A 14992-nucleotide genomic window follows, 5' to 3' on the forward strand; every position below is an offset into this window, starting at 1 on the left:
GGCGAAAAGGCAAGCCGAAAGAGCGAGCGGAAGACGTTCATCACGGCTCGCGCATCCCGCGGCGGAAGGCGTCTCCGAGCGGCTGGGTCAGATACTCGGCCACGGTGCGTTCACCGGTGGCGACAATGACCTCGGCCGGCATGCCGGGCACGAGGCGGTCGCGGATCTCGGCCGGGAAGGACGAGGCGCGGGCCGACACCGTCACTGTATAATAGGACTGCCGCGAGACGGGGTCCTGGATCACGTCCGCGGAGACGCTTCGCACCTCGCCGAGAGCGAGCGGCGTCGTGCGCGCCTTGAAAGCGGGCAGGCGCACCTCTGCGGCGAGGCCGGGATGGACGTGCGTGACGTCGATGGGCTGCAGGTGCGCCTCGACCACGAGCGTGTCGTCCTCCGGCACGATTTCCATCAGCACGTCGCCCGGCCGGACGACGGCTCCGATGGTGTGGACCTTCAGCCCGACGATACGCCCGGCGCGCGGGGCGCGGATTTCCCCGCGCCTGACGATGTCCGTCGCGACGGCGATGCGGTCACGGAGCTCGGCGATCGTGCCCCTCACAGTGGCGAGCCGGGCCGACGCCTCTTCCGCCGTCTTGCGGGAAATGCCTTCGATCTGCAGCCGGGATTCGGCGATTACCCGCTCCTGGCGCTCGCGGTCGGCCAGCAGCGAGCCGATGCGCCCGTCCTGGTCGAGCTTGGCGCGCTCCAGCTGCCTGATGCGGCTGCCGACGATGAGCCCGCGCTCTGCCAGCGGCGACAGCCGGGTCATCTCGTCCTCGTAGCTGCGGCTCTGCCCCTGCCCGGCAACGATCTGCGCGGCGAACCCCGCCATGCTGCGCTGGGCCTGCTCGATGCGCTCCTCCAGCACCGCACGCTCGTTGGCGCGGGCGGCGCGGCGCTCGCGGAACTGGCGTTCCTGGTCCTCGCGGGCCCGGGCCGCGTCGGGGGACACGCTTTCAAGCGACGGCGGGAAGACGATCCGTTCGGCTCCCGCGAGTTCGGCGGTGAGCCGGGCCTCCTCGGCGAGGGCTGCTGCCAGCTGGCTGCCGGCCACGGCCGCATTGGCGCGGGCGGAGGTGGCGTCGAGACGGACCAGAACGTCGCCGAGCTTCACGCTGGAATCGCCGGAGACCAGGATCTCGGAGACAATGCCGCCTTCGAGATGCTGGACCTGCTTGCGCTCGCTTTCGACGACGACCTGACCGGTCGCCACGATCGCACTGTCGAGTCGGGCAAACGCCGCCCAGCCGCCGAAAACCCCGAAGGTGACGATGATGACCGCGATACCGGCCGTCATCGGCCGCCGCCAGTCGCCGCGATTGGCCATGCCGTGCTTGCTCATGCTGCACCCATCCGGCCCTGTACCTGCGCGGACATCTGGCCGGGGACCTGTACCCGCGGAAGCGACTGCCCCGTGGTGGCCTGCGCCTGGGCCAGCGTGCGGGCGGCGGTCTGCACGTTCGGGCCGAGGATCAGGGGCAGCAGAAGGTCGCGCGGACCGATGCGGGCGACCATGCCGTCCTGCATCACCATGATCTTGTCGGCCACGGCGAGGAGGCCGGGCCGGTGCGTCACGAGAACCGCCGTCCGGCCCTTCTCCTTCAGCCGGCGCAGCGACTCGACGAGGGCCGCATCGCCTTCCCCGTCCAGATTGGCATTCGGTTCGTCGAGCACCACGACGGCCGGTTCTCCGTAGAGGGCCCGGGCGAGGCCGATGCGCTGGCGCTGCCCGCCTGACAGGCTCGACCCGTCCTCGCCGACCTGAGTCTGATATCCGTCCGGAAGATGCTGGATCATGCCGTGGGCGGATGCCGCCTCGGCGGCCGCGAGGATGCCGGTGTCGTCTACCGGCCCGAAGCGGGCGATGTTTTCCGCGACAGTGCCGGCGAACAGCTCGACGTCCTGGGGCAGGTAGCCGATGCCGGCGCCAACGTCGTCGGGGTCGTAGTGGCGCAGATCGTTGCCGTCGTAGCGGACGCAGCCCGTCACCGCCGGCCAGGCGCCGACCAGCGCACGCAAGAGCGAAGACTTGCCCGAGCCCGTGGGACCGACGACGGCCAGCACCTCGCCGGGCGAAAGCGAGAGCGTCACGCGCTTCAGGACCGGACGACGGGATCCGGGGGCGAGGACCGTGACGTCCTCCATCTCGACCGCGCCCGCGGGCTTCGGCAGCTTGAGCAGCGGCTTGTCCTCGGCCGCGTCGAGCGCGGAGGAGAGGCGGCTCCAGGCGCTGCGGGCCGAGGTGAGGGACCGCCACTGCGCAAGCGCCTGTTCCACGGGCGCAAGGGCGCGGCCCATGATCAGCGAGGCGGCGAACATGGCGCCGCCGCTGAGTTCCTGGCGGATGACGAGCCAGGCTCCGACGGCGAGGATGCCGACCTGCAGCGCGCTGCGCAGGAACTTCGACAGGGCCAGGATCAGCCCGCCCCGGCCGTTGACCGAGACCGATCGGGCCACGATCTCCGCGTGATCGCGCTCCCAGGCCCCGCGGATGGCGCCTGCCATGCCGAGGCCCCGGATGGCGTCGGCGTTGCGAAGGGCGGCCGCCATGCGCTCGTAGGCGGCGATCGTGCCGGTCGACTCCTGCAGCAGGGCGCGGCGGGTGAGGCGCTCGTTCCAAAAGGCAAGGGAGAAGAGGAGCACCGCTCCGCCGAGCGCGACCCATCCGATCAGCGGGTGGAGAAGGAAGCAGACCGCCAGGAACACCGGCGCCCATGGCGCATCCAGAAGGGTCGGGAGCGCCGGGCCGGACACGAACTCACGGAGAGTGTCGACATCACGCAGGAGCTGGGCGTGCCGCCCTCCCCTCTCCCGCGCGGAGCCCGCCAGGGCCGCGTCGAAGGCCGGGCCGCCCAGCACCGAATCGAAGCGCAGCCCCATCTGCACCAGCACCATGGAGCGCAGCTTCTCCAGCAGGGCATAGGAGAAGAGCAGCCCGGCCGCGATGGCCGCCAGCATCAGCAGTGTCGTGCCGTTTCGCGAGGTCAGCACACGGTCATAGACCTGCAGCATGAAGGCCGGCGAAACGAAGACCAGCAGATTGATGAAGAAGGAGAAGACCCCGACGCCCCAGAGTGCTGGTGAAATGGCGGAAACGGCGCTCTTCAGCGGATGGCGGGGCTGCATGTCTTCGGAACTCTCACTTGCCCCGAAACACTGCCCTTCCGACATGAAGAAGCCGTTATCCCGAATCGTTGAGGTCGACGGCGCTCTGTGATTCCGTTGGTGATTCCGGTGGATCAGGTCCGACCGAATACCTGTCCGCAGAGCAAGGCTCGACCTGAACAATCAACTGGTGGACGGCAGCCCCTGGCGAGGAGCGTTACGCGGCTTTGTGACAGCATATGCGGGGTCCAAACCCATCGCGTTGCTCTCGCCCGATCCCGATGTTCAATGTAATACGCTCTCATTAACAATGCTGGGCAAACTGACCTGCCCACTACGTAGGCATCTCGGCGGAGATGCGCCGATTCGGTGCGCAAGGGCCTGATCATCGATGCCGCCGATGCGAGCATGTGCGCTGGCACACACGGGCGCCTGACACGGAACAGCCGGAAAATTGCCGCAAGCCGCCTTGTTCTGGGACAGGTCAGCGCGTAATCGCAGAGCTCACGATCGTTGGTACGCTTTGAAAATATCCTTCTTAGGCAGGGCCTTACGACAATCGATCGGCAGCCGGCGACCTTCTTGGGAGCTGCTCGTCGCCGGTCTGTTGCAATTTAGCCATATTGGCGCAAATGCGGGCGACATCACGCCCTAGGTTTGATCAACTTTATCCAAGTTAACCATTCCAAATTTGAAGCGACTACCGTCATCCTACGTTAACTCGTGGCGACCCGCCGTCGAACGTTAACGGGCAGAGCTGCTCCCCCTTGTTGCGTAGCGGCAGTTCAGTCTCAGCACACAACGCACGCCGTTCTCGGACGGGGTGCACCGCACTTCCAGAGGGCCACGCTAGGCGAGGTCGTCAACTTCGGTTGACTCCGCCTGCGCAGCTCGACGGCGGCATAGAGGAGTGGATACGGATATGTCTAAGAAGCTCAATCTTCTCGCAGCTGCGGCTGTTCTTTCCCTGTCATTCGGCATCAGCGCTGCGAAGGCCGACGAAATGGGCGGCGAGTCGCTCGGATGGGGCTGGTATTACGGCCACTACGACAAGAGCAAGGCCAAGGTGAGCGTCGATACCCACGCCAACGGAAACGTGTGGTCGGGCAAGAAGGGCGCCGCGACGGGCGTCAGCGACAGCAACGTCAGCGGTAATGCCAACGCCGGGACGAACAACGTCTCGACCCGTCTCAGCACCGACGCAATGTCGGGCGTCATGTTCGACTCGTCGTCGGGCTATGGCGACTACGCGGGTGGCGACACCGACTCCAGCTCGTGGGGCGAGTCCAAGGCGTCGAACTACAACAACGCCACCGGCTACGACTCCAACAAGGCCAAGTCCTACGGCAACAGCAACACCAACTCGTGGGGCAATTCCACCGGCAATGGCTCTGGCATGGCCGGTTCTCAAACCTCCACGACCGGTACGGCCTCGGCCAGCCCTGGCAGCACCTCCGCTACGGCTGGCGCTGGCTCCGGCTCCATGAGCGGCGTCTCCTCGTCGGGCGGCGGCACCGCGTCGGCTGGCTCGAACGGCAACGCGAACTCCGGCTCCTCCGCGTCGTCGCGGAGCAGCGGCGGCGGCGCTTCCTGATCGGCTTGCGTGAACTGGGATCGCCGGCGCTCCTGCGCCGGCGATCCTTCACCGCCTCACAAGACACGAGCATGCGCGGACGGTCGCCTCAGGACCGGGCCGGTGGTCTTGGATGTCTGGCGAAGATGGGCGTCGTGAAGCGCAAGGAAGGTTCGTGATGAACAGGAATACGCACATCGCTGTGGCGGCGGCCATCGCAGCCTTAGCCTGCCTCGGCACGGCAAGCGGAACATCGGCGCAGACCGTACCAGGGGTCGGTACCCAGCTGCCAAAGATCACACCGGGCCCGGCCCTCAAGTCTTCCGCTCCCCAGATCGCAGGCGCGGTAGGCCTGGGAATGGGTGTCGGCATGGGAATGACGGGGTCGACCGGAGCCTTGGCCGGCGGCGGCGGCCTCGGCTACTCGATGAGCATGACGGGTCCCGACGGCAAGCCGGCCGCAACGGCCGGCGCCGGGGACTATTCCGGGGCAGCAGGAATGAGCCTCGGCTTCCAGCCCGGTCTTGTCGGGCTCGCGTCAGGCGGCAGCATCGGAGCGGGCGGCGCGATTGCGGCCAATGGCGGGACTGCCACGGCCAACGGAGCGGGCGCAGGCGGCGGGTCGGCCAGTGCGGACGATGGTTCCGGGGCGTCCTCGGCGTACGGCAACGGTACTGGCGGAGGTACAACGTCGACAGCCGGAGCGACCGCGTCCGGTATCGGCGCCGGCAGCGCAGGAGCCTCGGGCGTGTTCGGGGGCGGCACCGTGTCAGCCCCGGCGACCGGCTTCAACGCTGCCAGTCTGAACAGCAGCTTCAACCAGATGGCCGCGGGCTTCAACGGCATGTCGGTATCCGGCCCGCAGAGCGCCAACGCGTCCCAGTCGAGCTCCACCAGAAAATAATCGTCGCGACGAACTCCGGGCCGAGGCCCGGGCTTCCCGGCATTGGAGAGTTGCTATGAACTTCAAGATCACAGTGGGGCTGGGCGCACTCCTCCTGTCGAGCGCCCTCGCGATGGGATCCGCATCGGCCCTGGGTTCGGGACAGAAGTGCACGGACAAGGTGACGGGAAAGCTGAACCCGTCCTGCTTCGTGACAAACGCGATCGACGAGTTCGCCGACGTGACCGGCGAATCCTCGGGTCTGAACACCTCCGGCGGAAGCTCCAGCTCCACGAACGTGGGCAGCAGCGGCGGCGGCAGCGCAACCGACGGTAATTCGAGCAATGGCGGCGGTGGCGGTGGCGGTAGCGGCTCCAACGTGGGCGTCGCGGGAAGCGGCTCCAACTATTCGTCGGCTGGCGTGAGTTCGGCTACGTCGACCTCTGCAACGTCGTCTGGCCCGGCATCGGCCGGGGGCGGCGCCGACAGCGGCGGCTCGGCATCGGCGACAGCGAACGGAAGCGGCGTCAACGCCACGGCCGGCCACGGGACGACCTCCGGGGCCAATGCGTCCAGCCAGCCGGGCGGCAGCGCCTCGGGCTTTGGCTCAGGCGGTGGTAACTCTCGGTCGACGGCCTCGGCGCAGCGCTGACCGGGACGGGTCTGCACTCCAAAACGACAGCCCGGCGTTCGCGCCGGGCTTTTTCGTTTGCCGGGATGGGTTGGGTATCGTCCGGCGTGACGGATGGACCTTCCGGCCCAATCCGCTCCAGTCAGCCGGTCAGTTGTTCAGCGCGGCGGAACCCGGCACCTTGCCGCGGCGCGTCGTGGCGACCGTGCTGGGCGCGGGCCTGTCCGACAGTGCGGTCCAGAGCTTGGGATTGGCGGGGTTCTGCCGGGCAAGGTACGTGTAGTCCGTGTCCGACCACAGCGCGACCGTCCAGCGCTTGTTGTCGAGGATGTAGTCGCCCTGATCCGTCACGACCGTGAGCACGGCATGTCCCTCGCCGCGGCGGGTGAGAACCGCCGTGATCAGGAGCCGCGAGGACGGCCAGCCTTTCTGGATCAGCGCGGCACGCTTGGCGATGGCGAAGTCCTCGCAATCGCCCTTTCCGTCGCGCGGCATCGTCCAGTAGTCCTCGACGCCGTAATGCGCCAAATCGGACACCTCGCGGACGGACCTGTTCACCGAGGAGTTCACCTCTACCAGTTCCTGCAGACGCTGCTCGTTCATGACGAAGTTGCGGGCGCGGACCTGCGTGCATTCCTTCGGGTTTTCCGCGCAGAACCTGTAGAACGCGGCTGGAGCGGGCGAGGTGCCTCCCGTACCGAGCGAAACCGGCTGTACCTGAACCTGCGCCAGCGCGGCGCCGGGCGCGGATGCCAATGCGGCTGCGATCAGGGCATGGCGCAGGCTGGGGCGCATGGTGCCGTCCTTGGCTAAGTTTGAGGCGCGTTGGGAACACGCGCCCGGTGAATCGAGTTGAGCCAACCTTGGCTAACAAAATATGAACGGCCGCGGCAGGATTGCGGCGGCCGTGCAGTCGAACAGTGAGTCCTCTGCCTCACTGCGCCTGACCCGGCATCCGCGGCACGCATGCCGGGTCCTCCGAGGCATTGCAACGATTCAGCAACCACCGGAACGGGTCGACGGTGCTCGCCACCTTGCGCTGGTAGCCCGCCTCGATCGGGCGGTTCCCGGTGCTGAAGACCTTCTTGGTCCCGCACTCGAACTGGTTGCTCTTCTTGCCGGCCTCCGGCCAGAGCATGCAGAGCTTCACGTGCACCGCATAGTCGCAGTCATTGACCAGGTACTGGTCAAGGGCGCCCTGGCCGGGCTCCTCGCGCAGCCTGACGCACGACGCGGCACGGGGGCCAGGAGCCGCCTCGGCAGGGGCAGCATTTGCCTGCTGCTGGACCGGAGCGGCCTGCGGCGCAGCGGGAGCCGCCTCAGGGGCGGAGGAAATGGCCGACGGAAGGAAATTCCAGCCTGATCCCGTCCGCGGCGCAGGCTGCGGCGCCGCTGGCGGTGGTGGCGGAGCCTCGGGAATCACCCCACGCCCGGCCGTCTGGACACGGTCCGGCTCGGCCCCGAAGCGGCCAAAGGAGGCCATGGCATCGTTGGTGGTGCGGATGACTGTCGACCAGTCGCCGGGCTTGTTGTTGAAGCCGAGGCACTTGCCGCGCTGCATGACGGTCGCGAGGTCGACGACACGGCCGGCCCTGCGGATAGCCTCGTCCGTGACCTGCCGGCGCACGTCCTGCGGCAGACCCCCGCTCTGGCGGGCCTGGTTGACCCTCGCCTCGGCTTCGGTGAAGCCGCGGAGGGCCGCCCGGAACTCGGCGCGCTGGCCATTGCAGGCCGGCGCCTCGGCCAGCGCGCCCGTGGCGGCCAGGCAAGCGAAGGCGGCGACGACGACTGGCTTCATGGATACGCTCCCTGGTCGGCGCCTTCGGCATGCGACCGGGCGCTCTCACGGGTGGGAGATTAACTTCGGGCCCGGGACATGTCCCCGCAAAATTCGCGCTAAGGTTGAAATGTGTGGAGAGCGTTGTCGGCTTGTCACGCCTGGGCCGGCCGGTGACCGCGTTTAGTTTCAAAGTGTTGACTCAACTTGTTCATCGTTCTCTTCCGTCCTCTCGACCATTCTCTGCCGGCTCTCATGATGACGTCGCAATCCGGCTGAATATGATTGCTCTTGTTGACTGTATGAACCGCGTCCTAGCTTGACGCGTTGAAGGGAAGCGTGAAGTGGCGTTGAAGTGCGGTTGCGTTCTGGCGGGCATGGCGGCCCTGCTTGCCTCGACGGCGCTGACGTCCCGAACGGCGCTGGCGGCGTGTTCGCCTGGCACGCCTGGAGACGGGGCCGCCGTCTTCTGCAGCGGTGCGTCGACCGGGGTCGGCACGGGAGCCGAGAACGACGTCTCGGTCACCATTCGGCCCGGCGCCACGGTATCCCGGACGCCTGTTTTCGCGGTAATCGACCTCGCGGATCGCGCGCTGATCCAGAATGGCGGGACGATCGCTGCAACGACGGGTCAGTCCGCGATCCTCGCCGGATTCGATTCAACGGTCGTCAACAGCGGCACCATCGTTGCTCCCGATGGCATCGGTGTCTTCGCCGATGCTGGCAGCAACGTCATCAACAGCGGCTCGATCACCGCCGGCCCGACCTGGTCGGGTGTCACATTCCTCGGCGGCGGCACCTCGCTGAATAACTCCGGCACCATCACGGGCGGAGCCACGGGCGTTACAAGCCTGGGCGGCACCATTGACAATTCCGGTACCATCAGGGCGACGGACGGCCCCTCTGCCGGCATCGGCGTGCTGGCGACCGCGGCGACGACAATCCGCAACTCCGGCCTGATCGAAGGGGGAGACGCCGGCGCCGGCATCGCCGGCGGGAGCGGCAACCTCATCATCAACGAGGGTGTCATCCGCGCCCGGAATGGCGGCAACTCGCTATTCCTGCTCGCAGGCGGCAACGCCGTCGACAATGCCGGAACGCTGGACGGGACGCTCGTGGTCACTGGCGCCGGCAATGTCGTGGTCAATAGCGGTGTCATCACCATCACCGATCCGCTGGGGAGCGCCGAGAACCACCAGATCCAGGGCGACTTCACCCAGACATCCTCCGGCAGGCTGGTTGTCCGGAGCAACGCGGACGGGTCGGTGCACGACACCGTGGACGTCTCCGGCCTGGCGCGTCTCGGCGGTACGTTCGCGGTTTCCCTGCAGCGCGGCTATTACGGCGGTCCGCCTGTCTCGCTCGGCCCGGTGCTGACCGCGGGAGCGGTAGAGGGCCGCTTCGACAGCGCCGTGACCAACTCGCAGTTCATCAGGCCGGTCCTGTCGGGATCGAGCGGCACGCTCAGCGCGACATTGGTACGCACACCGTTCGACCGTCAGGCGGCAGGCGGCAGAAACGGCCAGTCTGTCGGCACGGTGCTCGAGCGGAACTACCGGCCCGGACTCACCGACAAGCTGTCAGCCTTCTACTGGGACGTTCTCACCTCCTCCTCGGCAAAGCCGCTGAACGCCCTGACAGGCCAGGGAATCGTCGATGGGCAGCAGGTGGCGCTCGACGGCAATGCGCGGTTCCTGGCGAGCTCGGTGTCGATCGCGCGGGCGTGGATCGAGAACGGCCGGTTTGCTGCCCCGCAGGGTGAGACCATGGCGTATGCCGCCGAGACGGCCGCGGCCGCTGGCCTCACGCCCATCCCACCCACCGGGGCCATCTCGGAGCAACCCTGGAGGGTGTGGGCGAGCGTGTACGGCGCGGGCACGTCGCTGCAGGGCGGCGCGGGCCAGGGAACGTCGCCGGTCAACTCGTCGCTCGGCGGGCTCGCTGGCGGCTTCTCCTACGCCTTCGGCGACAGCATTCTTGCAGGCGTGTCCGCCGGGGCAGGACGCAGCTCGTGGAAGGTGTCGGAACTCGCGACGGACGGTTCGCTCGACAGTGCTCACGCCGGCGCGTTCGTCGCGGGCCGCTGGGGCGATTTCTACGCCATCGCCGCCATGGCCTACGGCCATGTCGATGGCGACGTCGACCGGACGGTGCTGGGCATCGGCTCGGCCCAGGCCTTCACGAGCGGCCTGTCCGGCCATGTGCTGTCCGGACGGCTCGAGGCCGGATGGCGGTTCGCTGCGGGTGGCTACGGCGTGACGCCTTTCGTCGCGATCGAGCCTGCCCGTGTCGACCTTGGGAATACGGCCGAGGCGCCTGCGGGTGTCTCGGGCGACCTGGCCCTGACAATGTCATCGATGAATTCCACCAGCGTCCCGGTGACGGCAGGCGTTCGCGTCGACACGGCCATCGACCTCGGCGAAGGCACGCTGCTGGCACCCTATGCGAGCCTCGCCTGGGTGCACGAGACTTCGCCATCCAGGCGGGGCCTCGCCACGCTGTTGCTGTTTCCAGGCCAACCGTTCGGCGTCGCGGGGGCCACCGCCCCGCAGGACTCGGCGCGTCTTGGAGCCGGCTTCCAGCTCGCGGTTGGGCCACGCCTGACGCTTGCGGCGGACGTCGACGCCATGATGTCCGACCAGGGCAGCAGTTTCGCGGGCTCCGGCCAGCTCAGGGTGCGCTGGTAGGGACGAGCTGCCCAAGGTTGTACCACTTTCGCGTCTCAAGCTAGGCTTTCGGTGTTATGCATAATAAAAAGGAAGCCTAGCGATTTAATTTAAAACTTATATTGATTACGACCTTCAGTTGAGTGGAGGTCGCCTGTGCTCGTCTCGGCCCGTCTCACGCTCCTTCTGGTGCCCTCCCTCGCGGTGCTTCTGGTTGCCACGGGTGCCAGCGCGCAGAGTGCATCGGGGCGCGCCGGCGGCGGTTCCCCGGGGGGCGGGGTCTCGATATCCCGGAGCCCTGGCAATATGGGCGTGAGCGGCTCGTGGTCCTCCAACGGCGCCTCTATGGCCGCGGGCGTCAACAATGTGGGCGTCGGCGCGGGCGACACGGGCACGTCCTCCGCCCCGGGGTCGGCAACAGCCGCGACCGGGTTCGGCTCGGGCTCGGCGGAGTCTTCCGGCGCCGCTGGCGCTGGAGCCGGCGGCGGCGGCACGGGGTCAGCGACCGCCTATGAGGGTGAGTTGCTCCCAGGGGCAAATGCCGGCGCCACCAGCTGGGCCTGGGCGGCGGCAGGCTCGCGCGGCGGCCACGCCATCGCGACCGGGGTCGGCATCGGAGCAAGCCGGGCGGAGGCCTCGGGCCTGTCCCGCGGCTATGTCTCCGGCGCCCGCGTCACGGCGGAGGCCGGTCCCGGCGGCGCAAGCATCACCTACGGCGTCCCCGCCGCTACGGCGCCGGCCGTGACGCTCGGCCCCACGGGATCGATCGGCCGGTCGGACGTCGACGGCACGACCACCGTAACCGTTGCCGGTCCGGCGCGGGCCATTTCCTCCGTCGACGGATCGGCGAAGGGTTCGGGCGCGACGGCCAAGCGTTCCACGCGTTCCGCGTCGCAGGCGACAGCCTCCGCCTCTGCGGGAGCGCGTTCGGGCGCCGGCGGCTCTGCCGCAGCACAGGGCATCAGCGAGGCGGTGGGGCTCGGGTCCGCCCGGGAGTGATATCACCAGCCGATCCGGCAGGATTGTTTGTGACAGTTGGACGACCATAGGGTGCCGCACCGATTGGAGTGCACATCCGCGCATGGCCGGACCCGAAGTCGAAATCAAGCTCACCCTTCCCGTCGAACACGTTGTCCGGTTGACGCAGTCGCCCGCGCTTTTCCCGGCCCAGGCAAGCCGGCGGAAAAAGCGGCTGCTCTCAACCTACTACGACACACCTGACAACCTGCTGAGCCAGCACGGCCTGCACCTTCGCGTGCGCGAGTCCGGCGGCTCCTGGATCCAGACTGTGAAAAGCACGCGCGCGGGTCTGGCGCGCGGAGAATGGGAGCGCGCCATCGGCTCCCCGTCTCCCGTCACGCAGATGGGGGACGGCAGCCCGGCGGACCGGCTCCTGGAAAGAAAGAAGGTGCTCGGTTCGCTGGCGCCGGCCTTCCGGGTCGACGTGCAGCGCACGATCTGGGACCTCAAACTGGCCCGCGCCGATGTGGAAGTTGCGCTGGACGAAGGCACGATCTTCGCCGGGGAAGACCGCGAGGCCCTGTGCGAGATCGAGCTCGAGTTGAAGGATGGTGACGGGCGCACCCTGTTCGACCTGGCCCGCGCCCTGCGCACCAGCGCGCCGGTGCGCCTGACGCTGCTCAGCAAGGGAAGGCGCGGCTACAGGCTGCGCGCCGGGAAATCGGCGCTTCCGGAAAAGGCCGCCCTGCCACCCCTTCAGATGCAAGGCCCCGCCGCCGAAGGCGCACGAAGCGTCCTCATGGCGTGTGTGGCGTCCCTGCTGCTCAACCTTTCACTTCTCGCCGCGACCCCCGGCATGGAGCTCGTCCATCAAACCCGTGTCGCACTGCGCCGGGTTCGCGCCGCCCTGACCCTGTTCGGGGCGGTGCTCGGCGACGAGCGGTCGCACGCGCTCAGGCGCGATCTCGGCAGCCTGTCCGACCGGCTCGGCGCGGCCCGGGACCTCGACGTATTTCTCGCGTCCGGGCTCGACGGGGTAGACGAGGCTGTCCGCGAGACGGTCCGTGCCCATGCCTCGGAGCGGCGAGAGCAGGCCTATGCCGCACTGGCGACCGATCTTTCGTCGGACGCACACTTCGAGGTGACGCTGTCCCTTCTGGAACTGGCGGAAACCGGCGATGGGGAGGCAGCGGTCTCGCTGGAGGCTTTTCTCGCCCGTACGATGGACAGACGCTTCCGCAAGCTCGTCAAGGCGTCCCGCGGGCTCCAGAAGCTGTCCGAGCACGAGCGCCACCTCGTCCGGATCCGGGCAAAAAAGCTGCGCTACATGATCGAGTTCGTCGAAGGGGAAGCGCCTGGCAAGGGCTTTCGCTGTCTCCGCGATACGCTGGAGGAACTGCAGGAGACGCTCGGCAAGCTCAACGACGCGGTCGTCGCGCGCGTCTTCGCCATGGATGCTCTGTCAGAGGCGGGCGTGGGCGATCCCGAATCCCGCCTCTCCGCTCCTCCGCATGCCAGGAAGCGTGACCACAAGACACTCGACCAGGCACGCGATGCCCGCCGCCGGCTCGCGCGCCTGAAGCCCTTCTGGTCCGGCTGGAAGGGCGGCTAGCCGAGCGCGACGATGAGGCCCTCATTCGGGCGAAGGCGCATGTTCCGCGCGTCGCCCGTGCGATCGAGCTCGGTGGAGAGGACGATGTCAGCGGCCACTGCGTCATCCGGCACCGGCACGCCGCACTCCTCCCCGCCCATGTTGAGAGCCACGAGCACGCGCCGGCCTTCATGGCGCCGTTCATAGGCGAGCACGTCCGGCCCGGCCTCGACCAGCTTCAGGTCGCCCACGGAAAGCGCCTTGTCCGTCCGGCGGCTTGCGATCAGCCCGCGGTAAAGCGACAGGATCGAGCGCGGGTCCTCGGCCAGCGCCTCGACGTTCGCCGTGGCGTGGCCGGCATGAAGGGGCAGCCAGGGTTGCGCTTCCGAGAAGCCGGCTCCCGGCGACATGTCCCACGCCATGGGGGTGCGCTCGGGATCGCGACCGAAGCCGAGCCCCGGCTCGTTCTTCTCCCACGGGTCCTGAACTGCCTCCGGCGGGATCTCGACAGCGCCGATCCCGATCTCGTCGCCGTAGTAGAGCGTCGGCGTGCCTCGCAGCGTGAGCAGCAGCATGGCGGCGACGCGCGCCTGCGCCTCCCCCACCCGGGCGGCGATGCGAGGCTGGTCGTGGTTTCCGAGCACCCAGTTTGGCCAGCCGCCACGCGGCAGCAGCCGCTCGTATTCTGCGATAAGCCCGCCGATGGTCCGCGCGTTCCAGGCGGCATGGATGAGCTGGAAATTGAAGGGCAGGTGCGCCCCACCGAGATCGTCCCCGTAATAGGAGACCAGCCTCTCCAGCGGCAGGTAGATCTCGCCGATCAGCACGCGATCGTCGAACTCCTCCAGCACCCGCCGCATCTCCGCGATGTAGCGATGCACCTCGGGCTGGTCAGCGGAGTGAACCTGAAGGAAGCGGTTGATCTCGGGCTGGCCCGGCGCCCAGCCGGGGTTCGGCGGGTTGTCTGGGAGAGACATGTCCTTGGCCAGGTGCCAGATGACATCGACCCGGAAACCGTCGACGCCGCGCTTCATCCAAAAGCGCAGCACGTCGTGCATTGCGGCGCGGACCTCAGGATTGCTCCAGTTGAGATCGGGCTGCTCGGGGAGGAAGGCGTGGTGGTAGTACTGCCCGGTCGCCTCGTCGAGCGTCCAGGCGGGCCCGCCGAAATTGGAGACCCAGTTGTTGGGTGGGCCGCCGCCGGGTCCGGGATCGCGCCAGATGTACCAGTCGCGGCGGGGATTATCGCGGGAGCTGCGGCTTTCCCGGAACCAGGCGTGCTCCGACGAGCTGTGGTTCGGGACGAAATCCAGCACCAGCTTCAGGCCGCGCTCATGTGTGGCCGAGACCAGCCTGTCGAAATCCTGGAGCGTTCCGAAGCGCGGATCGATATCGCAGTAGTCGGCGACGTCGTAGCCGAAGTCGGCCATCGGCGAAGGATAGATCGGCGAGATCCAGAGGGCGTCGACGCCGAGCCCGACAAGATGATCCAGCCGGCTCTCGATCCCGGGCAAATCGCCAATCCCGTCGCCGTTGGAGTCCTGAAAGGAGCGCGGGTAAATCTGGTAGATGACACCACGTTTCCACCAGGTGTTCTCCGGCATCTTGCTCTCTCCGGTTCACGTCGGGCACAGCCTCGACCGACCACGCGCTGACGCGCATGCTGCACCGCAGCGTAACCCCGATGCGGCAGGAGGGTTCCAGATCGCTTGCGGCGATCCGATCCAGGAACCAGCGATCCCGCCGCGGTGTTGCGCAGGCACCGGCAGGTGCGCCGGGCCTATCCTTCAGACAGCCAGCAGGGAG

The 14992-nt window shown here is 67.8% G+C and carries 11 protein-coding genes; 6 read left to right on the forward strand and 5 right to left on the reverse strand.

Features of this window, described 5'->3' with window-relative positions:
- Window positions 1–40 precede the first annotated feature (40 nt).
- On the reverse strand, window positions 41–1342 hold the full coding sequence (locus AC5JCN_RS11380) for an HlyD family type I secretion periplasmic adaptor subunit (RefSeq protein ID WP_495755176.1): 1302 nt from the start codon (window positions 1340–1342) through the stop codon (window positions 41–43).
- Window positions 1339–3126, reverse strand: coding sequence for a type I secretion system permease/ATPase (locus AC5JCN_RS11385; RefSeq protein WP_495755177.1), 1788 nt, complete (start codon window positions 3124–3126; stop codon window positions 1339–1341). Before AC5JCN_RS11385 ends, AC5JCN_RS11380 begins: the two co-directional genes overlap by 4 nt.
- Before the next feature lie 901 nt (window positions 3127–4027).
- Between AC5JCN_RS11385 and AC5JCN_RS11390 the strand changes: the two genes are divergently transcribed.
- The 3 genes from AC5JCN_RS11390 to AC5JCN_RS11400 all read left to right on the forward strand — a co-directional run bounded on the left by AC5JCN_RS11390 (window position 4028) and on the right by AC5JCN_RS11400 (window position 6213).
- Entirely contained in the window at window positions 4028–4699 is a 672-nt protein-coding gene (locus tag AC5JCN_RS11390) for a hypothetical protein (protein WP_495755178.1), read from the forward strand.
- 157 nt (window positions 4700–4856) lie between these two features.
- Complete coding sequence (locus AC5JCN_RS11395; protein WP_495755179.1) at window positions 4857–5582, forward strand: hypothetical protein; 726 nt, start codon at window positions 4857–4859, stop codon at window positions 5580–5582.
- 55 nt (window positions 5583–5637) lie between these two features.
- Window positions 5638–6213 (forward strand): hypothetical protein, encoded by a 576-nt coding sequence (locus AC5JCN_RS11400; protein WP_495755180.1) that lies wholly within the window; start codon window positions 5638–5640, stop codon window positions 6211–6213.
- 129 nt (window positions 6214–6342) lie between these two features.
- Here AC5JCN_RS11400 and AC5JCN_RS11405 read toward each other — a convergent pair whose 3' ends face one another.
- Both AC5JCN_RS11405 and AC5JCN_RS11410 read right to left on the reverse strand, forming a co-directional pair.
- Window positions 6343–6987: a transglutaminase-like cysteine peptidase gene (locus AC5JCN_RS11405; RefSeq protein ID WP_495755181.1), complete on the reverse strand. Its 645-nt coding sequence runs from the start codon at window positions 6985–6987 to the stop codon at window positions 6343–6345.
- Window positions 6988–7126: 139 nt separating this feature from the next.
- Window positions 7127–7990, reverse strand: coding sequence for a hypothetical protein (locus AC5JCN_RS11410; protein WP_495755182.1), 864 nt, complete (start codon window positions 7988–7990; stop codon window positions 7127–7129).
- A gap of 323 nt (window positions 7991–8313) precedes the next feature.
- On the opposite strand from AC5JCN_RS11410, the gene AC5JCN_RS11415 reads away from it, so the two are divergent.
- The 3 genes from AC5JCN_RS11415 (at window position 8314) to AC5JCN_RS11425 (ending at window position 13207) form a co-directional block, all read left to right on the forward strand.
- Complete coding sequence (locus AC5JCN_RS11415) at window positions 8314–10656, forward strand: autotransporter family protein (RefSeq protein WP_495755183.1); 2343 nt, start codon at window positions 8314–8316, stop codon at window positions 10654–10656.
- A 285-nt stretch (window positions 10657–10941) separates the two neighbouring features.
- Window positions 10942–11634, forward strand: a complete 693-nt coding sequence (locus AC5JCN_RS11420; RefSeq protein ID WP_495755184.1) for a hypothetical protein — start codon at window positions 10942–10944, stop codon at window positions 11632–11634.
- 82 nt (window positions 11635–11716) lie between these two features.
- Window positions 11717–13207: a CYTH and CHAD domain-containing protein gene (locus AC5JCN_RS11425; protein WP_495755185.1), complete on the forward strand. Its 1491-nt coding sequence runs from the start codon at window positions 11717–11719 to the stop codon at window positions 13205–13207.
- On the opposite strand, the gene AC5JCN_RS11430 is transcribed toward AC5JCN_RS11425, so the two are convergent.
- Entirely contained in the window at window positions 13204–14790 is a 1587-nt protein-coding gene (locus AC5JCN_RS11430) for an alpha-amylase family glycosyl hydrolase (RefSeq protein WP_495755186.1), read from the reverse strand. The two genes, AC5JCN_RS11425 and AC5JCN_RS11430, sit on opposite strands and share 4 nt — an antisense overlap.
- Between the last annotated feature and the right edge of the window lie 202 nt (window positions 14791–14992).

It is taken from the genome of Alsobacter sp. (assembly GCF_059501845.1).